Source organism: Microcystis sp. M079S1 (genome assembly GCF_020246425.1).
GTDB classification, from domain to species: Bacteria; Cyanobacteriota; Cyanobacteriia; order Cyanobacteriales; family Microcystaceae; genus Microcystis; species Microcystis aeruginosa.
The window spans coordinates 1-19,334 of record NZ_JADBSZ010000068.1 but is presented as its reverse complement, the minus strand read 5'-3'; the positions used below and the strand labels follow the sequence as shown (position 1 = coordinate 19,334).

Below are 19,334 nucleotides of genomic sequence, written 5' to 3'. Positions count from 1 at the left end.
TCCCTTTGCTGTCATCAAACGTCCTCCTATTAGTCGTCGTCAACTTCACCTGATGGTTTTTTCTAAAGGTGGTAAACGACGTAAATATGGTGGCTCTACCACAAGACATGGGTTCCGTAAAGGAGATTTAGTTTCTTCTCCCAAAGGAATTGGTTATGTTAGTGGAGATACCGAAAAACAGCTATCTGTAAGCGATGCCAATGGTCAACGATTGGGACAGATAGCTGTTAGCAAGATTCAGTTAATTCGTCGTTCTAACGGTTTAATTGTTTCTCGCTAACTTATATAAAGCCGCCCTCCGCTATCGCTAAAGGGCGGGGTTTCAGACCCAATTTTTCGATGACTGCCATTGCCCTCACCATCGCCGGTTCCGATAGTGGTGGCGGCGCGGGAATTCAAGCGGATTTGAAAACCTTCGCCTTCCACCGAGTTCACGGCACCAGCGCCCTTACCTGCGTTACCGCCCAAAATACCCTGGGGGTCGATCGCGTCGAGTCCCTAAGTCCAGAAATGGTAACGGCCCAAATCGATGCCGTGGTCGGGGATTTTGGTGTGCAAGCCGTCAAGACGGGAATGCTGTTCAGCAGCGAGATTATCGAAGCAGTGGCCGAGGCGATCGAGCGCTGGCGTTTAATCAGTTTAGTGGTAGATCCGGTTATGGTTTCGCGGGTAGGAGCCAAATTAATTGATGATCGGGCTGTAGATAGTCTTTTTGATAGTTTAATTCCTCTGGCTTCGATTATTACCCCTAATCGTTACGAGGCGCAGCTTTTAAGTGGCATCGAGATCAATAATTTTGAGGCGATGAAAGCGGCCGCCGAAATTATTTTCCAGAAGTCGGCCACACCAGTATTAGTGAAAGGTGGCGGCATGAAAGGCCGGCTGCGTGGGGTTGATATCTACTTTGATGGGGAGGAATGGGAAACTTTTAAGACCAGAAGCGTCGAAACCAATAACACTCACGGGACTGGTTGTACCCTATCGGCAGCGATCGCTGCTAACCTCGCTTTGGGGGATGACCTGAAAATAGCGGTGAAAAAAGCCAAGGATTACGTTACTAACGCCCTCGATCATTCCCTCCCTATCGGTCAAGGAACCGGTCCTGTGGGCCATTTTTACCGCTTAAAAGCCCTAAATTAGTCAATTCATGACCACTACGCCGCGTATTTCCCCCCAAAGACCCCAGGGTTTCACCGGTCGCCCCTCGGTTCCCCTCTCGGTCTATCGAGAATTGGTCAAAGAATTGCAGGCCACCCAGGCACGGGTGGAATTTCTAGAAGCACAAAACCAGCAACTTGTCAAGAGTAATCGGCAATTACGTCAGGATGGCAAGTGGTGACTTTAATCGATAATCGCAGAGTCCTGTAGGGGCGAAGCATTCGGGTATAACCCATCCCTGAAACCGTAGATTTCCTGTCCGAATGCTTCGCCCTTACTTTTTTAGCAAGTCCTAACCAATTCAGGTAAAGGTTCAGGACCTACCCATCTACCTTGTTTCCAGATTTCCTCATCCTCTACCGGTAACGCATCGGGATCGGAACGGGCAGCTTGATCTATTTCCTCTTCGGTCATCTTGTTGAGACGTTCCCTCTCTTTTAGTTTTTCCGTGCCGGACTCGATGACGATTTTCTCTTGGCTACCGTCCTTTAAGAAAACTGTAATACGCTTTTCGTTTACGCTCATTTGCCCTCCTAGCACTAATTAATCGACACGATTTGCCTCTTAAGGTATATACAAGGCAATAGACCTGTTTTTCAAGTTCTCCAAACGCTATCGTCCGTTTTTCGCCATAACCCCTACGATTATCTGGGATTTCGTAAAGAAAAGTATCGAAAAGATCGAGAATTTCCTCAAAGTCCACATTATGTTTTTCTATGTTAGAACACCGCTTGCTCTCATCCCATTCAAACGAGTCAAGCTTCATAGTTTATCAGTTAAGCCTATAGAAAACCTTTTAGTCTTGAGATAATATTAGGTAGAGATCTGATGGTCTCCGAACCCAATTGGTAGGGCGATAATCAGGCCAGACCGTGGAAACCGTGTGTTTAAGTCAGAGGATAGGGGAGAATGGCAGCGATAGAGAAGGGGGCTAGGGGTGAATAATGGAATTCGATGTATTTCTCTGTCACAATGGTCAGGACAAACCTGAAGTTAAAAAGATTGCCGAAACCCTCAAACAACAAGGTCTAACCCCTTGGCTAGATGAGTGGGAACTACAACCCGGACTGCCTTGGCAGCGAGAACTTGAGAAGCAGATTCAAAACATCAAGTCAGCCGCCGTTTTTGTGGGGGGAAGTGGCATCGGCCCCTGGCAACAGATGGAGATCGAAGCCTATTTACGCCGCTTTGTCAGGAACCAGTGTCCAGTCATACCTGTTCTGCTATCCAATGCGCCCGAGCAACCAGAGCTGCCACTTTTTCTGGAGGGAATGACTTGGGTGGATTTTCGGCGTTTGTCTCCCAAACCTATGGAGCGATTAATTTGGGGAATCACAGGAATTAAACCTCGTTCCCCTCTTGAATTAACTTCCGAAAATTCAAAAACCCCCAATAAAGAGGAGCAGATTAAGCAGATACTTCCAGTTCAGTCCCAAACTTTTACCTTTGAAACCTTTACTGTCAACCCCAATGGTAAAGTCAGCCCACCCGAAAGCAAAACCGCCCGCTACTACAGCGAAGATTTGGGCAACGGCATCACCTTAGAAATGGTCGCCATCCCCGGTGGCACATTCAGGATGGGAACAGAAGACGAGGAAATCGAAAGACTGGTGAAAAAATTTGGTTCGGATAGATTTAGAAGGGAAAGACCACAACATGAAGTAACTGTCCCACCCTTCTTTATGGGTAAGTATCCTATCACCCAGGCCCAGTGGAAAGCGATCGCCGCAACCGCTAAAATAGACATCGACCTAGAGACAAACCCTTCTAACTTCAAAGGGGATGAGCTACCCGTAGAAAGAGTCAACTGGTATCAAGCAACGGAATTTTGTAAACGACTATCAAGAGAAACAAAACGGGAGTATCGACTACCGAGTGAGGCGGAATGGGAGTACGCTTGTCGTGCTGGAACCACCACCCCATTCTACTTTGGGGAAACCATTACGGGGGAATTGGCCAACTACGATGCCAGTAATACCTACGCAGAAGAAGCGAAGGGAGAATATCGAGAAGAAACGACTCCCGTGGGACAATTTCCCCCCAATGCCTTCGGACTGTACGATATGCACGGCAATGTCTGGGAATGGTGCGCCGATACTTGGCATGATAATTATGATGGTGCGCCGACGGATGGCAGTGTCTGGACAGAAAATGGGAATAATAATCGTTCTCCTATGCGGGGCGGTTCTTGGTACTCCTATCCGACTTCCTGCCGTTCCGCTTACCGCAGCCTCAACATCCGCCGCGACCTCAACAGCGACTTCGGTTTTCGGGTGGTGTGCGGTGCTGGGAGGACTTTGTAACCCTTTTTCTCTTTTTTTCCCTTTTTACCCTCATTTCCTTTTCTGGAATTTTTTTGGGCAAATATAGTACAAGTGTATTGATTTAGGGGTGGTCAATTACCTAGGGTTTGCTGAAAAAGTAGGGGCGAAGCATTCGGACAGAAAATCTGAGTAACCCACAGAAAACGGGTTTCTCCGAGAAACCCGTTTTCTGCTAACTGCACATATCTAACTACTTCCTGCCTTAGTTAACAGTTCCCATCTGTTGCCCCTAAGCTTTCTGTTCCTGTTTAGATTTATGTAGGGGATCCATATAAATCTCTAAGCGCTTAAATACCACAGAGGAAAGGGTAGTTAAAACCAAATAAACTAAAGCAACGGCTATATAAATCTCGAAAGCTTTATAGGTAGTGGCTACCATTAACTGACCTTGCCGGAATAACTCTTCAAAACCGATTACTGCCGCTAAACTGGTATCTTTAATTAGGGTGATAAATTCATTCCCCAAGGGTGGCAACATCCGGCGAAAAGCTTGGGGAAAAATCACCTCGTGCATGGTTTGCACTGGGGACATTCCTAGACTAGAACAAGCTTCCCATTGACCATTATCGATCGATTGAATACCGCCGCGCATAATTTCAGCTAAATAGGCCGCCACATTTAAACTTAGGGCAAATAGGGCCGCAGGTAAACGATCTAAGTCGATATTTAAGCCAATTTCTCGGAACAATCCTGGCAAACCAAAATAGATCAAGAATAATTGCACCAGCATCGGTGTTCCCCGAAAGAAATCCACATAGATGCGGCAAATTATTTTTAACCATTTGTAGGGAGAAATCAGGGCAATGGCCACTAAAGTTCCGCCGATTAACCCGAACAGAAAAGACAGAACTGTTAACAGAATTGTCCAGGGAACCCCTTTCACAATCAGGTTATAGAATAATTCTCCCCAGTTAAAACTTGATTCCTGTAAATTATTTAAAGCTGGGGCAACTAAGGGTAATTCTGGCGGTTTTTCTCCAAACCATTGCCTAAAAATAGCATCGTACCGACCACTTTCTATGACTCGACCGAGAGCATCATTAATTAACTGGAGATAGGGGGAATTTTTGGGTAAAGCAATCCCGTAGAATTCCTCCGTTAATAATTCTCCGACTACTTTTACTCCCCGTAAACCCGCTTGTTTAATTGCATACAAAGTCACGGGTTTATCGTTAACTACCGCCTCAACTCGACCATTAATTAATTCCTGCAAAGCTAAAGCCGCCGAGTCAAATTGACTAACTGTTGCCCCCGGTATTTTTGTCGCTTCTAAGGCTCCCGTAGTGCCAATTTGGACGGCAATTCTTTTGCCTTTTAAGTCTTCAAAATTTTTAATTGTCTTATTATCTTCCCGAACAGCGATCGCTAAACCAGCCCTAAAATAAGGTCGAGAAAAAGAAATCGCTTGGGCGCGTTCGGCGGTGATAGTCATGCCACTAATAGCGGCTTCCACTGTTCTCGCTTGTAGAGCCGGAATAATGCCATCAAAGGGTAAATTTCTAAAGTCAATGTTGAGATCGGCTTCCTCCCCAATCGCTCGCATTAAATCGATATCAAATCCGGTTAATTGTCCCCCTTGTTGAAATTCAAAGGGCGGAAAAGTCGCTTCTGTGGCGACTCGAAAAGGATTAGGAGGGGTCTGAGAAAAAGCCGGAATAACAGTTAATCCGAGCGCCAAGACTAATCCTAACAAGGCAAAGATAACTCTCTGTACCGCCCGCCCTCGCCAAAATTTAATCATTTTTTAATTGTTTCTCCTTGATTTTTTCGCTCAACTAAGTTAGTAATTTCGTCCTACTTCCCACCCAAGACAGATGTAGAGAGACTATTTGAGTATTATGATTATTCCTCTTGATAAAATGTCGTCAAGGATACAATCTGGCAGAAACTAATCTCGATACCTTTGTACAGACAGAATGTAAAATTTTTTACGAGAGGATATCATGACCACTACTACCCCTGTGATTGTCAGTGAAGGTTTACGCAAAAGTTACGGCTCTTTAGAGGTACTCAAAGGAGTTACAGGCACTCTTTATCAAGGGGATGTGGTATCGGTAATCGGTCCCTCTGGCTGCGGCAAAAGTACCTTTTTACGCTGTCTCAATCGTTTGGAAACAATTAACGGTGGCCGCTTGGAGGTGATGGGGATTGACATCTCTTCCCCGAAGTTAAATCAATCGGTCCTCCGCAACTTACGCAGCCGGGTAAGTATGGTGTTTCAACACTTTAATCTTTTTCCCCATCTCACCGTTTTACAAAACTTGGTGTTGGCCCCCAAGCAGGTGTTACACCACTCGGAAAATGAGGCTAAAGATACCGCAATTCATTATCTGGAAAAGGTGGGATTGGCCCCAAAAGCCGATGTTTATCCCGACCAATTATCGGGAGGACAAAAACAACGGGTGGCGATCGCTCGCAGTCTCTGCATGAAACCAGAGGTGATTTTATTTGATGAACCCACTTCGGCCCTGGATCCGGAATTAGTCGGGGAAGTGTTAAACGTTATGCGTCAATTGGCCGATGAGGGGATGACTATGGTAGTCGTCACCCACGAAATGCAGTTCGCTAAGGAGGTCTCTAACAAGGTTTTGTTCTTTAATCAAGGTGTCATCGAAGAAGCAGGTGATCCCGACACCTTCTTTAATAATCCCCACAGCGAGCGCCTACAAGCCTTTTTAAGTCGCATCAATAGTAATTAGGGTTTGCTCAATTCAGTATTCAGGAGACAGGAGACAGGTTTTAGGTGTTGGGGGTTGGGGTTTTGGGGTTTTAGTTCAATTTCCCCACTTCCCCACTTCCCCACTTCCCCACACCCTACACCCCACACCCCACACCCTACACCCCACTTCCCCACTTCCCCAACAATTGTAAAGAAATGTTACAATTATGCCGTTATAACAGCTTACCATCTTGACAGGAGGGAAAGACAGTGGTTATAGTAAGGACACATACCCGGGTAAACCAATTTAGTGATATGCAAGACAAGCAAAAAGTCACACTGTACCTTCCCCCTGGAGTCCATCGTCAACTGAAAATAAGAGCCGCGATCGATGAAGAATCGATGTCAGGGCTGGTGGAAAAAGCGATCGCTTTCTACCTAAAATACCCCGAAAAGGTAGAAGAAATCGAAGCCGCCGCCTATGGCAAAACCTATCAGGTTCATGTCTGTCCCGAGTGTGATGCCGCGTTAGTGATGAAAGAAGATCGGCTAAGGTCGATCAAACGCCAGCCCGGAATAGTCGGCGACGAGTTCCCGCTCGAAGTTCCCGAACCCGTTGGCGCTCAAGGAACCGCAGAGGGAGAAGCAGCCTTAGTTCCCTGCTAAACTCTCGGTAGCCGAACAAGGCATCTACAGCCATCAGCCGCCCAAGGTCAAAACCGTTACCACAAATAGGGTCGATGTTATGAAAGAAGAGCTAGAAATTCTCGTCAAGGCTCAGTATCCCCTGATTTACCTCGTCACCTCCGAGGAGGAAAGGGCGGAAGAAGCCATCAGCAAAATAGCCCAACTAAATACACAACATCGACGGGTGTTTGTCTGGACTGTCACCCACGGCATGATCGAACTAGGTCAACCGCGCCAAACCAGTCAACATAATACCGTGTCGCCAGAAGCGGCAATCGAATGGGTAGTGCGTCAACGGGAAGCGGGCATCTACATCTTCAAAGACCTGCATCCGTTCATCACTTCCGCTCCAGTCACTCGCTGGTTAAGAGATGCGATCGCAAGCTTTAAAGGAACCGAAAAAATCATTATTTTAATGTCTCCCCTGCAAGAAGTCCCCATAGAACTAGAGAAAGACGTAGTAGTTCTAGATTTTCCCCTGCCGGACATGGGAGAGTTAGATACAGTTCTCTCGCAACACCTAGGCAAAAATCAAAATCGTCGTACCACCACAGAGGTCCGGGAAAAACTCCTGAAAGCGGCCTTAGGCTTAACCAAAGATGAAGCCGAAAAAGTTTACCGCAAAGCCCATGTAAAAGCGAACAAATTGACGGAAGACGAGGTAGAAATCGTCCTTTCCGAGAAAAAACAACTGATTCGCCGCAACGGAATTTTAGAATACGTTGAAGAAGACGAGACCATCAACGCCGTCGGTGGTCTGGAAGAATTAAAAAAATGGTTAAAACAGCGATCAAACGCCTTTACAGAAAGAGCCAGAGGTTACGGACTCCCCCAACCGAAAGGGATGCTAATTTTAGGAGTACCAGGCTGTGGTAAGTCCTTAATCGCTAAAACCACCTCGCGCCTCTGGAGTTTACCGCTCCTGCGCTTAGATATGGGACGGGTTTACGATGGTTCCATGGTGGGACGGTCTGAGGCTAACCTGCGTAATGCCCTAAAAACTGCTGAATCCATCTCTCCGGCCATTCTGTTCATCGATGAATTAGATAAAGCTTTTGCCGGTGGCACAGGATCCGCCGATTCCGATGGGGGAACCTCTAGCCGCATCTTCGGCTCCTTCCTGACTTGGATGCAGGAAAAAACCTCGCCCGTCTTCGTTATGGCCACAGCTAACCGGATTGAACGGCTACCCGGGGAATTTCTCCGCAAGGGGCGCTTCGATGAAATCTTCTTTGTCGATTTGCCCAATTCCGAAGAAAGACAAGATATCTTTAATATTCACCTGACTAAACGACGCTCCGACATTTCTCGCTTCGATTTGGAGCAGTTAGCCAAGGTATCCGATGGGTTTTCCGGTGCGGAAATAGAACAGGCGCTGATTGCCGCCATGTATGAGGCCTTCGCCCAAGATCGCGAATTCACGCAATTGGACATTATTGCGGCGATTAAGGCGACTCTGCCCCTATCTCGCACCATGACCGAACAGGTAACTGCCCTGCGTGATTGGGCCAGACAACGCGCCCGACCTGCTTCGGCCTCCGTCGCTGAGTACCAGCGATTGGAGTTCTAACAGACTTTCGCCCGCTCCCAACGGGATGAAAGGCTAGTTCTCAGGGACTAGCAATGCCTCGAAAAGCCGCTTGGCGGCACTCTTTAACTCTCAATCTGTTGTTGTTGATTCTTATCTACAAAGAGGAAATTCCAATGTCTCATTTTAGCACTCTCCGGACCAAAATCACCGATGCCGAAATCCTCAAAGCTTCTCTCCGCGACCTCGGTATTAGCGTAAAAACCGAAGCTGATGTTCGTGGTTACAACGGTCAACGGGTTCGCTCCGACATCGTTGCTGTTCTCGATGGCGAATATGATCTCGGTTGGTCTCGCAACACCGACGGCAGTTTCGATTTAATCGCTGACCTCTGGGGTGTAGCCAAAAAACACAATCAAACCGAATTGATCAACTCGATCAACCAAAAATACGCTGTGAACAAAACCCTATCCGAAGTGAAACAGCGCGGTCTGCAAAACGCTAACGTTAAGCTAGTCGTTCAAAGCTAAGATTTACAGCGCGTTCCCAAGCCTAGGGGTTGACCAGTTCGGTTAACCCTTTTTTCTGTCTCTGGGGTATGTTAAGAATAGTAAAATTAACTTGACAAAAATGCTCCGACCCGAAGAAAGAACTAAACTCGATCCGACCAAAGACAGCGATTTTTATGCTTTTCCCCGCTTCGTCACCCACGTGGATGAGGGTTTTATCGATCGATTAACCGCTCTCTACCGAGAGATCTTATCGCCGAATACACGCATTTTAGACCTGATGAGCAGCTGGGTGTCCCATTTACCGGAGGAGATGGAATTTGAGCATATCGAAGGTCACGGGATGAATGGGGAGGAGTTAGCCAAAAATCCCCGCTTGCATAGTTATTTTGTCCAAGACCTCAATGCACAGCCAAAATTGCCCCTAGAGGATAGTTCTTTTGATGCGGTGTTAATCACAGTGTCGGTGCAGTATTTGCAGTATCCAGAGGCGATTTTTGCGGAACTGTATCGCATTTTAAAGCCTAATGGTCTGGTGGTGGTTAGTTTTTCCAATCGGATGTTTTACCAAAAAGCGATCGCTGCTTGGCGCGATAATAGCGATTTAGGCCGGGTGGCCCTAGTGAAATCCTATTTTAAATCGGTGGCGGGATTTAGGGAAGTACAGGCGATCGTTCGTCCTGCTACTACCCCCAGTTTCCTGCAAATGTTAGGAATTATGGTTGCTGATCCCTTCTATGCAGTGATAGGAAAAAAAGAATCCTCTCTAGGATTATAGTCATCGTTTGAATTCTTAATCCCTAATGCTCGCCATCCAATGCCGACTCTGACTGACCAGATTTTTTCTTTTGGTTTCACCTCTTTGAACTCTAGGCTGGGGTGAAATGGATTTTCTTTCCAAATCTGGTAATTTTTCTTGGCTGTTTCTTGTACCCTTTGCGGCAAACTTAGAAAAAGTTGACGAAACCTCTTGGTTCTGGATGACTTCATTCTTCCCCAAAGCCTTTATCTTCTGTTCTCCCCTCTTGTTCTTCTATCAGAGCTTCCTGTGCCATTGTTATTAAAGCTCCCAATTCCATATCTTCGTTGGAAAGGCTTTTCTGCCATTTTAATTCACCTTCAATATCTTCCAGCAATTGTTGAGCAAGTTCATCTTGAAGATGCTCTGGCAGTTTCTGGATTTCTGTGAATGCTTTTTGCAATAGAGTAGTCATGTTTTGTTCATGTTTTACGGGTATTGAACTATTTTACTACTTTTTCTACTCTTGCAATCTAACGGTTTAAGTTTGTCTATAGCTTTATTGTCAACGACTTTAGGGAATAACGGGCTTCAATAAAAGGGCTTCTGAGGGCTGCTCAAGCATTAATAAGCTGTTCGTAATTTAAATTGCTTGTTGAGACGAGGCAAGAGGCAACAGTAAAGGAATTGGAGGAGATTCGGCTAATCTAAGAATAAGCAGTTTAAATAGGGTTTGCTGAATAAATGTGAAATGTAGGCAAGGTAGGGGTTTTGTGGCTTTACGAGCGAAACAGGTGCAAGATTTTTGCGTCTTCATCGGCCCGCGTCCTGTAGGGGCGAAGCATTCGGGCAATAACCTATCGGTGAAACCGGAGATTTTCTATCCGAATGCTTCGCCCGTACTTTTTGCCGCAAACCCTAAATATGTCTTAGCTTACCAGCGCGTCCGCTTCGCCCTAATCTCAATCCTGTTGTGGCAACGATATCAGAGTTTTGTTTTTTACTTTTTGAACAGTCAACCAAACATTTAAACCGTCCACAACTGCTGTTGCCGTTGTGCTAGAATGGCGAAAAATTCTCGCGATTGATAATTATGTTAGCAGAGTTAGCCGCCGCCGAAATCGCTCAAATCGCCTTTGAAGCTGTTATCGGTAAATTAACGGAAGGAGCAATGGATAAAGGTGTAGAATTGTGGCAAAAAATTAAGCAAAAGTTACAAAAGGAACCCACCGCAGCCAAGGTTTTAGCGGCAGCCGAACAAACTAAATCCGAGGCGATGATTGAACAGCAAGTGGTTCCTTTTTTACAGGTAGAAATGCTCAAAGACCCCAATTTTGCCCAAGAAATCCAAACCCTAGCACAACAAATTATGATAATTAATCAGAATCAAACAGAAACGAAAACTCAAATTGGTACGCAAATTAACAAAGATATTAAACAACAATTGAACATTCAAGAAGTTAAGGGTAATTTAAATCTAGGAATCCCTCCTGAATGACTGGCGGATCTGCACGCAACAGCAGACGCAATAGAAAATAATCGCAGTAGTCAAAGGAGTATTTTCAAGGGAGGAGATGCTCGAAAAAGTCTCGTCCATTGGCAGGGAAGGGAGGAGGAAATCACCCAAATTAAGCAGTGGTTTACTGATCCAAATGTTGCGATGATTGGCATCAAAGGAGTTGGAGGAATTGGAAAATCTACCCTAGCCAGTAAAATTTTTGAGGAGAAAATTCCCCTCGATCCTTCCCTAGGAGACGATGAAGATTTATTCCCAAAACGCTTTTGGTGGGAAGCGGGAAATCTGGGGGGATTTAGTGGTTTAGCTCGCCAATTCCTGACGGAATTTGGTTATCCTGTCCCCGAAAAAGAAATAGATTTACAGGAAGCTTTAATCAGACAACTGCAACGCCATCGCCACCTAATTATTATTGATAATCTAGAGAGTTTATTAGGGAAAGATGGTTCTTGGAATAATGAATTTTATCAGCAGTTTTTCACTGCTTGGATAGAAAAAGGTGACACGAGCAAAATTATAGTCACCACCAGAGAAAAGCCCAAAACTAGGGGTTTTAACCATTGGATTGAGCTAAAAGGTTTGAAACCTCCTGAAGGGGCGCAATTGTTAGCGGAATCGCAAATAACAGGGGATCTAGAGAACTTTTCTCGACGGGTGGATGGTCATCCATTACTCCTGCGATTGGTGGCGGATTTACTCCTAGCAGAATTTCCGCAAAACCCCAGTTTAGAAAGGTTAGCGGATTTAGGATTAGGAAATTTATCGCAACTTTTGAGCGATCCACAGGTGGTGGGTAGTCATCGTCAAGAGACAGTGGGAATTGCTTTAGTTTTAGATGCTAGTTTTCAGCGACTTAGCCAAAGACAGCAGGAATTATTCACTAAAACCAGCATTTATCGCCGAGAATTTGATTCTCCGGCAGCCAAAGCGGTGATGGATAATTACCCAGAGATCGCACTGTCCGAGATCACGGCAGATCTGCGAGAATTACAGCGACGATCATTATTAGAAGAAAAAGAGGAAAATCGCCAGCGAATTTTTAGTTTTCAGCCTTTAGTTTGGGAATATGCACAATACAAAGCCGGCGATCAAAGGGAATTACACCAAAAAGCGATCGCCTATTATCTTTCTATTGCTCAACCCGACTCCTGGGAAATCCTCAACGATGTGCAACCTTACCTAGAAATTTTCTATCATCGCTATCAGTTAACCGAGTACGACAATGCTTTTGATATTCTCCGTGCTATCGATGATTTTCTCACCCGACGCGGGTATTATCAAACCCGGGCCGATTATTACCTTGAATTAGTCACTGTTTACCAACAACAGGAGGAGCAAACCAACTGGAATTATGCCGCATCCCTCACCAGTTTAGGCAATGTTTACCAATCCCTAGGAGAATACCCAAAAGCGATCGAGTTTCATCAACAGTCCTTAGCAATCTTTCGGGAAATCGGTGATCGGGGGGGTGAAGCGGCATCCTACCGCAATTTAGGCACTGTTTACGATTCCCTAGGAGAATACGAAAAAGCGATCGAGTTTCATCAACAGTCCTTGGCAATCAAACGGGAAATCGGTGATCGGGGGGGTGAAGCGAAATCCTACAATAATTTAGGCAATGTTTACTATTCCCTAGGAGAATACCAAAAAGCGGTCGAGTTTCATCAACAGTCCCTAGCAATCACACGCGAAATCGGTGATCGGGGGGGTGAAGCGGCATCCTACAATAATTTAGGCAGTGTTTACTATTCCCTAGGAGAATACCAAAAAGCGATCGAGTTTTATCAACAGTCCTTAGCAATCACACGCGAAATCGGTGATCGGGGGGGTGAAGCGCATTCCTACATGGGTTTAGGCATTGTTTACGGTTCCCTAGGAGAATACCAAAAAGCGATCGAGTTTTCTCAACAATCCTTAGCAATCCTTCGGGAAATCGGTGATCGGGGGGGTGAAGCACAATCTTGGTTTAATCTGGGAGTTACCTACTATAAACTCAAGCGTATATCGGAAGCGAAAGAAGCATTTCTTCAGTCGCGGGAATTATTTCAAGCATTGGGGTTAGCAGGATATGTTCAAAAGTGCGATGATAAAATTCGGCAATTAGAAACCCGAAAATATCCCTTAATCGTTGCTTTCTTTCTGGGGGTGGTTATGTTTCCTTTAGTTTTAATTGGGGGGATAATAGTGGCATTGTGGCGATTGTTAAAAAGATGGTTGAGGAAAGCATAATTAGGGGTAGGATGGGTTAAATATCCCTTATTTTTAACCTGAGTTTGACATCTGCTAATTTCCCCTCATAACTACCCTAAAGTGAGAAATTATAGTAATATTTCTAAGGATTGCCAGAAAAGAAAGAGCGCCACGCTGCTGTTCCGATCGCTCCTCCTAAAAGGATAATTAACGTCCAAACTTGATTTTTTTGGGTTCCTTCCAGCTTTTCTAGTCTTCTATCCATCCCATCGACTTTCTCAGTTAGTTTTGCTTGTCCTACTTCTAGCTTAGTTAACCGTTCGTCGATTTTATCAAATTTCTGGTTAAAATCCTTCTGTAAGCTATCAAATTTCTGGTTAACATCCTGTTGGAAGGTATCGATTTTTTGGTTAACTTCCTTGATGCTGTCTTTGATTTCCTTGAGGACGGATTCAAGACTATAAGTAACGGTTTCGTTAGACATTTTGGTAACATCCCTGGGAGTAATGATAGTACAATAATTTTATTTTAATCCTAAATCTGGTTATTAAAGACTGATTATTTATTGCCTGTCCTGATAAGTAGGGAGGCACAATTATTTGTAGGATGGGTTAGCGGTAGCGTAACCCTTGCAGGTGTTGGGTTTCATGCTTCAACCCAACCTACGTTCTGATTATCTATTGCCTCTCCTGATATGTAGCCTATACTCAACGGATTTAGTATAACTATCTCTGCCATTACTTTTGAAAAATGCTATAAATTTCCTCGGCAATATTTCTGCTACCTCCGGACTCTCCCACTCTAATTTTGCCATTTTCTAAACATCTGTGTAAATAAGGAGAATCTGTCAAAATATCAATAATTTTAACCGCGGCATTTTTAAATAAATTTACCTCCGTGGGTTTCTGTCCAATAGTTATCACCGATTCCCCTAATAAGCGCATTTGTGCCTCGGCAAAAGGGTAGGTAAATTGGGGACCAAATCCGGGTATTTGTAGGACGGGTTTTCCTAATCCCACCGCTTGTTCTACTGCTGTCCCCGCCATGGCTAAACAAGCGTCACAATGGTGTAGAATATCGGCAAAAGCATCACGATAACAGCACAATAAAGCCCCATTTTTCTCTAATTTTCCCGCTCCTAAATAATGCCATCCTTCTTGTTTAGCTAAATTTTCTAAGTCGGTTTCTCTGATACTAGGAATGATAGCAGCCCGAAACTGTATCGGTTTAATTTTAACTATTTCCTCACAGACTTGTAACTGTAAAGCCAAATTACTCAAAGCTTCGGGTAAACGACTCCCCGCTAATAAAGCAACCATGGGAATTTGACGATCTAATTCTAAATCTTTACCCGTTGGTGTTAAGACATCCATAATCGGATAACCAGCAAAAATCGCTTTTTTAATACCCCGATTTTGTAGGTCTGTTGCTGTATATTTATCCCGGGTAAAAACTCTTAAACAATTCTTCGATCTTAAACATAATTCCGTGAGTAAAGGTAATTTAATTGTGCCTTCGTAATAACTGGAAGTAGAAACAATAAAAGCCACAAAGGGACGACCGGTTAAACGAGCGATCGCAATCGGCACGATATCCCCCACTGCTATCAATAAATCACAATCCTTGCTAACTTTAAAAGCTGCCTGAATTTGCTGAATAGTTAGACTAATTAATCCCGCACCAATATCCTTAATCCAATTCAAAGGATTGGTATAAATAATTCCCCCCGATGGCATAGTGGCAGTGGGGGCAATAATTGGTACTGACAATTTTTGATAAGCTTTTCCCTCTCCCACTAAAGGCAAAGCAGCTATAGATAATTGGGGCTGAATTTTTTGTAATTCCCCCAGAATTAAACTAGCATTTAAATCCTCGCCATGACCATTACTAAGAAATAAAACCTGTTTAAGCATCGATTTGTTATCCTCTATATTACCTTGCTGCCAAAGAAACTGCCACCGTCACCGATTTGGCTTCTATTTGCTTGCTTACTAGCAAAGTATGGCCCATTTTTAAAGCGGCAGCTTCAGCGACGCTAGGGGTTCCTTCTTTCTTGTTGACAATAGCCGAGGGATTGGGGACATTAATATCTCTCAACTCCTCAGCAGTAAAGGTTTTTAGTGGCAATCCTTGCTCTTGACAATAGGCAATTAAACCCTGTTCATCAGCTTTGATGTCAAGGGTGGCGATACCGGCAATAGCGGCTAAAGAGAGGTGATAACGCTTAAAAACATCCCTAATTGCCCTATCTATGACCGCTTTCTCCGTCCCACGGATGCAACCTATTCCTAACCATAATAATCGTCCATGGCACTGCACTTTTGCCCCGGAAGGATCGGGGTAAAAACCAGGTTGGCTAAAACCTGTCCACAGGGGACCTATCCCGATTAAATCGATTGCGGGTGAGTGGAAAGCGGGGGAAGCGCTAGTCATACAAGACTACAATATTTTTACCGGTTGAAATTGTTCGCCTTCGTCCAGTTGCCAAGCTTGTAAATCGATCGCTCGTCCTGAAACTACAGAGACAATTAAATAAGTATATCCTGACCAGGCTAATTGGCGATCAATTTCCGAGGGAATGGCGGCATGATCGGGATGGGAATGATAGATACCAATAATTTCTAGCTGGTTTTCCCGCGCCGATTTTTGAGCTTGTAAAAGCACTTCTGGAGCAATACTAAAGCGGTTTTTCCTATTACCTGACCAGTTATTTTCTGTGGTTTGCACGGTGATCACTTGGGCTGCTGTTTCGGTAATTTTTCCCAAGAGTAACCCACAACATTCTTCGGGATAGGTGGATTCTGCGTGGGTGAAAATACGCTGGTAAATTTGGTCTGTAATCAGGATCATAAGGGAAAATTTTCAAAACCTATTGATGTTAGTTTGCTTTGGCTATAGGGAACTTGAAAACTGGGTGCATCTCAATTTGGTCGAAATATCTATAGGACATTTTGGACGCAGGCGATGCGCCCTTACCATTGGCGCAATAATATTATTGTAGGGACTAATTGCCTTCGCTCTCTTTTAGTAACTTCTGCATCGCTGACTTAGGAATAACTTATTCTTGGCCGGTTCCAGCCAATGTTAAATTTATCTTATTGTTCCCTAACCTTTGCCACTGAACTGATAAATGTCGATCGATTTTCGCAATCTTAATACACTTTGGGGTTCTATTTTAGTCGAAACATTGGCCCGTTTGGGATTGAAGATAGGGGTGGTTTCTCCCGGATCGCGATCGACTCCTTTAACGATAGCCTTGGCAAGACATCCCCAGATTGAAGCTATTCCCATCTTAGACGAGCGCTCGGCCGCCTTTTTTGCCCTGGGATTAGCCAAACAATTATATCAACCAGTGGTTTTAGTCTGCACTTCTGGCACTGCCACGGCTAATTTTTATCCCGCAGTCATTGAAGCAAAAGAAAGTCATGTCCCTTTATTAATTCTAACCGCCGATCGCCCCCCAGAATTGCGTCATGCTCATGCCGGTCAGACTATCGATCAAGTCAAACTCTACGGTAATTATCCAAATTGGCAAGCGGAAATTAGCTGTCCTAGTGCCAATATCGAGCGTTTACGCTATCTCCGTCAAACTATCATCCACGCGTGGTGGCGCTGTCTTGATCCTGTCCCCGGAGTGGTGCATCTGAACTTACCATTTCGGGATCCCCTCGCACCAACTCCCGATCTAGAAATTAACAATTTAGAGGCTAATTTTGACCAAGAGGCTTTTTTTAGCCACATATCTCGGCAAAATATGCCAATTAACCACTCAATTCTCCAAATTAATTCTTTACCCTCCAAAGGAATTATCATCGCAGGATTAGCTTCCCCGCAAAACCCTGAAAGTTACTGTCAGGCGATCGCTAATTTAGCCCGATCGCAACAATATCCCGTCTTAGCGGAAGCTTTATCTCCTCTGCGAAACTATGCAGGGTTAAATACCCATCTCATCACCACCTATGATTTATTATTGCGGAATCCTGCCCTTAGAACCCAATTAACCCCCGATGTTGTCCTGCAAATTGGCGAATTACCCACCAGCAAAGAATTACGGACCTGGTTAGAAGAAATCGACTGTCCGCGCTGGATTATCGATCCCCATCCCGATAATTACGATCCTCTACAGGGAAAAACCAGACATCTCAGGGTAAATATCGAGCAATTAGGGGATTTATTCCCAGATCAAACCGAGAATAACCAAGAATATCGGCAATTATGGCAAAAATTCGACCAGCAAGCTCGATTAACCATCGATCGCCTTTTGGCAGCAGAAACTAAACTGATTGAAGGTAAAATCCCCTGGCTGCTCTCCCAATACCTCCCCCCCCGCACCCCGATCTTTATCTCTAATAGTATGCCTGTTCGCTATGCCGAATTTTTTAACCCGCCTAGCGATCGCCAAATTCGTCCCTATTTTAACCGCGGGGCCAATGGCATCGACGGCAACCTCTCCACTGCGATAGGAATAGCTTATAAAAATGTCCCTAGTCTGCTATTAACGGGAGATTTAGCCCTATTACACGACACAAATGGTTTTTTAATCAAAAAATATTTTGTTGGCTCCTTGACCATAATTTTAATCAATAACAAGGGGGGAGGCATTTTCCAGATGTTGCCGATCGCCAAATTTGACCCTCCCTTTGAAGAATTTTTTGCCACTCCCCAAAATATCGACTTTTGCCAACTCTGTCGCACCTACGGTATTGATTACCATTTAATCAGCGATTGGACTGATTTTCAGGAAAAAATCGCAGTTTTGCCGGAATCAGGGATAAGATTACTAGAAATATCCTGCGATCGAGCTTTTAATACCCAATGGTTCCTCAGTAATTATGTGTAGGGTGTGGGGTGTGGGGAAGTGGGGAAGTGGGGAGAATAAAGCTGCCTATTGCAAGAGTGCCTATCCTGATATGTAGCCTATACTCAACGGATTTAGTATTAATTCCCTTTTTCGAGAAAGTGAATACAATGGGTGGAAAGTGCGTTAAAAAAGTCCGATGAATCGACAAAGACGGCAAAAATCAAGACAATTTTCTCTCCCTAGATATTCTATCTTTCCCCCGGAACAATGGCGATCGGGAGTGACTTCTTTGGTGATTAGCTTGGTCTTGTCCCTACTGATTTTAAAACTGAATACCTCTAGTCTTTCCACTGCAACCATAAATATTTTTAATCCCTCCACTGTGGGGGAGAATTTAGCCGGTAAGAGTCTAGATGAGTTAGAAAAGCAGAAAATCGCCGAATTTTTGCAAATTACCCCGCCAGAAACCGAATTAACCCTCGATCGCACCCCTTTGTTTATTCTCCACGACACAGCTTGGAGTATTGTAAAGTTTCAATACAAATATAGTCAGATATAGTCAACCATGGTAATATGTACAGACAAAACTATCAGACTAGGCAAAAAGACAACCCTTCAAAACCCGACGCTGAGTTAAAAGACAACGGACAATAATGTTAGTAGCCGAAAGACACATTATCAAGAAAGGACATCGATTTTGGGCTGAGATAGATAATTTATCTTGGCAGTCTAAAAATCTCTACAACTCAGCCAATTATTTAATCCGACAAAACTTCATTTATGGCCATGGCTATTTGACCTATAATCAGATGGCCTCTCTCATGAAAGAGACAGAACAGTATCAAGCTTTACCCGCTAAAGTTTCCCAACAAGTTTTAAGAGGATTAGACCGGAACTGGACATCATTTTTTGCCGCTTCATCGGAGTTTAAAAGTCACCCCGATAAATTTCTAGGAAAACCCAAAATCCCTAGCTATAAGGAGCCAAAAAAAGGAAGAAATCTCTTAGTTTACACGATTCAAGCCCTAAGCAAAGTAGGTCTTAGGCAAGGATTAGTCAAGCTATCAGGGACTTCAATTGCGTTGCCGACGAGAGTAGCGGAGCGCATAGCAGAAGTCAGAATAGTTCCTAAATGTGATTGTTATGTAATCGAGGTAATTTATGAGAAAACCGAACAGTTCTTAGCTCCTAATGAAAAGATAGCTGCGATAGATTTAGGCATA

General features: G+C 44.4%; 21 protein-coding genes and 3 pseudogenes. 15 read left to right on the top strand and 9 right to left on the bottom strand.

Annotated features, from left to right (window positions below; all coding sequences use genetic code 11):
• The 3 genes and pseudogenes from IM456_RS04300 to IM456_RS04290 all read left to right on the top strand — a co-directional run.
• Nucleotides 1-280: pseudogene (locus tag IM456_RS04300) on the top strand (hypothetical protein); the annotation flags it as partial.
• A 59-nt stretch (nt 281-339) separates the two neighbouring features.
• Nucleotides 340-1,140, top strand: coding sequence for a bifunctional hydroxymethylpyrimidine kinase/phosphomethylpyrimidine kinase (thiD, locus tag IM456_RS04295; protein ID WP_149988765.1), 801 nt, complete (start codon nt 340-342; stop codon nt 1,138-1,140).
• A 7-nt stretch (nt 1,141-1,147) separates the two neighbouring features.
• On the top strand, nt 1,148-1,339 hold the full coding sequence (locus IM456_RS04290) for a hypothetical protein (protein WP_287692987.1): 192 nt from the start codon (nt 1,148-1,150) through the stop codon (nt 1,337-1,339).
• Nucleotides 1,340-1,440: 101 nt separating this feature from the next.
• Here IM456_RS04290 and IM456_RS04285 read toward each other — a convergent pair whose 3' ends face one another.
• A complete protein-coding gene (locus IM456_RS04285) occupies nt 1,441-1,683 on the bottom strand; it encodes a hypothetical protein (protein WP_061430133.1) in 243 nt (80 codons plus the stop codon).
• On the bottom strand, nt 1,637-1,924 hold the full coding sequence (locus IM456_RS04280; protein WP_287692979.1) for a BrnT family toxin: 288 nt from the start codon (nt 1,922-1,924) through the stop codon (nt 1,637-1,639). Before IM456_RS04280 ends, IM456_RS04285 begins: the two co-directional genes overlap by 47 nt.
• 178 nt (nt 1,925-2,102) lie before the next feature.
• On the opposite strand from IM456_RS04280, the gene IM456_RS04275 reads away from it, so the two are divergent.
• Nucleotides 2,103-3,461 (top strand): SUMF1/EgtB/PvdO family nonheme iron enzyme, encoded by a 1,359-nt coding sequence (locus IM456_RS04275; protein WP_287692976.1) that lies wholly within the window; start codon nt 2,103-2,105, stop codon nt 3,459-3,461.
• A gap of 250 nt (nt 3,462-3,711) precedes the next feature.
• On the opposite strand, the gene IM456_RS04270 is transcribed toward IM456_RS04275, so the two are convergent.
• Nucleotides 3,712-5,223 (bottom strand): ABC transporter permease subunit, encoded by a 1,512-nt coding sequence (locus tag IM456_RS04270; RefSeq protein ID WP_287692972.1) that lies wholly within the window; start codon nt 5,221-5,223, stop codon nt 3,712-3,714.
• A 202-nt stretch (nt 5,224-5,425) separates the two neighbouring features.
• Between IM456_RS04270 and IM456_RS04265 the strand changes: the two genes are divergently transcribed.
• The 5 genes from IM456_RS04265 to IM456_RS04245 all read left to right on the top strand — a co-directional run bounded on the left by IM456_RS04265 (nt 5,426) and on the right by IM456_RS04245 (nt 9,643).
• The gene (locus IM456_RS04265; RefSeq protein WP_012265768.1) at nt 5,426-6,181 is read left to right on the top strand and encodes an amino acid ABC transporter ATP-binding protein; all 756 of its coding nucleotides are present in this window, start codon (nt 5,426-5,428) and stop codon (nt 6,179-6,181) included.
• Between the two features lie 275 nt (nt 6,182-6,456).
• Nucleotides 6,457-6,807 carry a slr0373 family blue light stress response protein gene (locus IM456_RS04260; protein ID WP_012265766.1) on the top strand — a complete coding sequence of 117 codons (351 nt, stop codon included), beginning with the start codon at nt 6,457-6,459 and terminating at the stop codon, nt 6,805-6,807.
• A gap of 79 nt (nt 6,808-6,886) precedes the next feature.
• On the top strand, nt 6,887-8,398 hold the full coding sequence (gene ycf46 / locus IM456_RS04255; RefSeq protein WP_061430126.1) for a stress-responsive protein Ycf46: 1,512 nt from the start codon (nt 6,887-6,889) through the stop codon (nt 8,396-8,398).
• Between the two features lie 134 nt (nt 8,399-8,532).
• A complete protein-coding gene (locus IM456_RS04250; protein WP_002731874.1) occupies nt 8,533-8,886 on the top strand; it encodes a DUF1257 domain-containing protein in 354 nt (117 codons plus the stop codon).
• A gap of 100 nt (nt 8,887-8,986) precedes the next feature.
• Nucleotides 8,987-9,643, top strand: a complete 657-nt coding sequence (locus tag IM456_RS04245; protein ID WP_052277277.1) for a class I SAM-dependent methyltransferase — start codon at nt 8,987-8,989, stop codon at nt 9,641-9,643.
• Here IM456_RS04245 and IM456_RS23215 read toward each other — a convergent pair.
• Nucleotides 9,601-9,855: a hypothetical protein gene (locus IM456_RS23215; RefSeq protein ID WP_149987515.1), complete on the bottom strand. Its 255-nt coding sequence runs from the start codon at nt 9,853-9,855 to the stop codon at nt 9,601-9,603. The genes IM456_RS04245 and IM456_RS23215 overlap by 43 nt on opposite strands.
• Nucleotides 9,852-10,079, bottom strand: a complete 228-nt coding sequence (locus IM456_RS04240; protein ID WP_012265763.1) for a hypothetical protein — start codon at nt 10,077-10,079, stop codon at nt 9,852-9,854. The genes IM456_RS23215 and IM456_RS04240 overlap by 4 nt, the downstream gene beginning before the upstream one ends.
• A gap of 298 nt (nt 10,080-10,377) precedes the next feature.
• Here IM456_RS04240 and IM456_RS04235 point away from each other — a divergent pair, with 298 nt between their 5' ends.
• The 3 genes and pseudogenes from IM456_RS04235 to IM456_RS04225 all read left to right on the top strand — a co-directional run.
• Nucleotides 10,378-10,635 carry a hypothetical protein gene (locus IM456_RS04235; RefSeq protein ID WP_287692771.1) on the top strand — a complete coding sequence of 86 codons (258 nt, stop codon included), beginning with the start codon at nt 10,378-10,380 and terminating at the stop codon, nt 10,633-10,635.
• A gap of 62 nt (nt 10,636-10,697) precedes the next feature.
• Nucleotides 10,698-11,102 (top strand): hypothetical protein, encoded by a 405-nt coding sequence (locus tag IM456_RS04230; protein ID WP_149987516.1) that lies wholly within the window; start codon nt 10,698-10,700, stop codon nt 11,100-11,102.
• A gap of 60 nt (nt 11,103-11,162) precedes the next feature.
• Nucleotides 11,163-13,349: pseudogene (locus tag IM456_RS04225) on the top strand (tetratricopeptide repeat protein); the annotation flags it as partial.
• A 103-nt stretch (nt 13,350-13,452) separates the two neighbouring features.
• On the opposite strand, the gene IM456_RS04220 reads toward IM456_RS04225, so the two are convergent.
• From IM456_RS04220 to IM456_RS04205, 4 genes are all read right to left on the bottom strand, one after another.
• Nucleotides 13,453-13,794, bottom strand: a complete 342-nt coding sequence (locus IM456_RS04220) for a DUF4164 family protein (RefSeq protein ID WP_149977472.1) — start codon at nt 13,792-13,794, stop codon at nt 13,453-13,455.
• Between the two features lie 253 nt (nt 13,795-14,047).
• A complete protein-coding gene (locus IM456_RS04215; RefSeq protein WP_106909121.1) occupies nt 14,048-15,223 on the bottom strand; it encodes a lipid-A-disaccharide synthase-related protein in 1,176 nt (391 codons plus the stop codon).
• A 19-nt stretch (nt 15,224-15,242) separates the two neighbouring features.
• Complete coding sequence (locus tag IM456_RS04210) at nt 15,243-15,743, bottom strand: cobalamin biosynthesis protein (protein WP_287692768.1); 501 nt, start codon at nt 15,741-15,743, stop codon at nt 15,243-15,245.
• 6 nt (nt 15,744-15,749) lie between these two features.
• The gene (locus IM456_RS04205) at nt 15,750-16,160 is read right to left on the bottom strand and encodes a M67 family metallopeptidase (RefSeq protein ID WP_002756899.1); all 411 of its coding nucleotides are present in this window, start codon (nt 16,158-16,160) and stop codon (nt 15,750-15,752) included.
• A 280-nt stretch (nt 16,161-16,440) separates the two neighbouring features.
• On the opposite strand from IM456_RS04205, the gene menD reads away from it, so the two are divergent.
• From menD to IM456_RS04190, 3 genes and pseudogenes are all read left to right on the top strand, one after another.
• Complete coding sequence (gene menD / locus IM456_RS04200) at nt 16,441-18,150, top strand: 2-succinyl-5-enolpyruvyl-6-hydroxy-3-cyclohexene-1-carboxylic-acid synthase (RefSeq protein WP_287692766.1); 1,710 nt, start codon at nt 16,441-16,443, stop codon at nt 18,148-18,150.
• 157 nt (nt 18,151-18,307) lie between these two features.
• Nucleotides 18,308-18,664 (top strand): annotated as a pseudogene (locus tag IM456_RS04195) (hypothetical protein); the annotation flags it as partial.
• A 100-nt stretch (nt 18,665-18,764) separates the two neighbouring features.
• Nucleotides 18,765-19,334: transposase (locus tag IM456_RS04190; RefSeq protein ID WP_287706943.1), on the top strand; the 570-nt coding region annotated here is incomplete at its 3' end.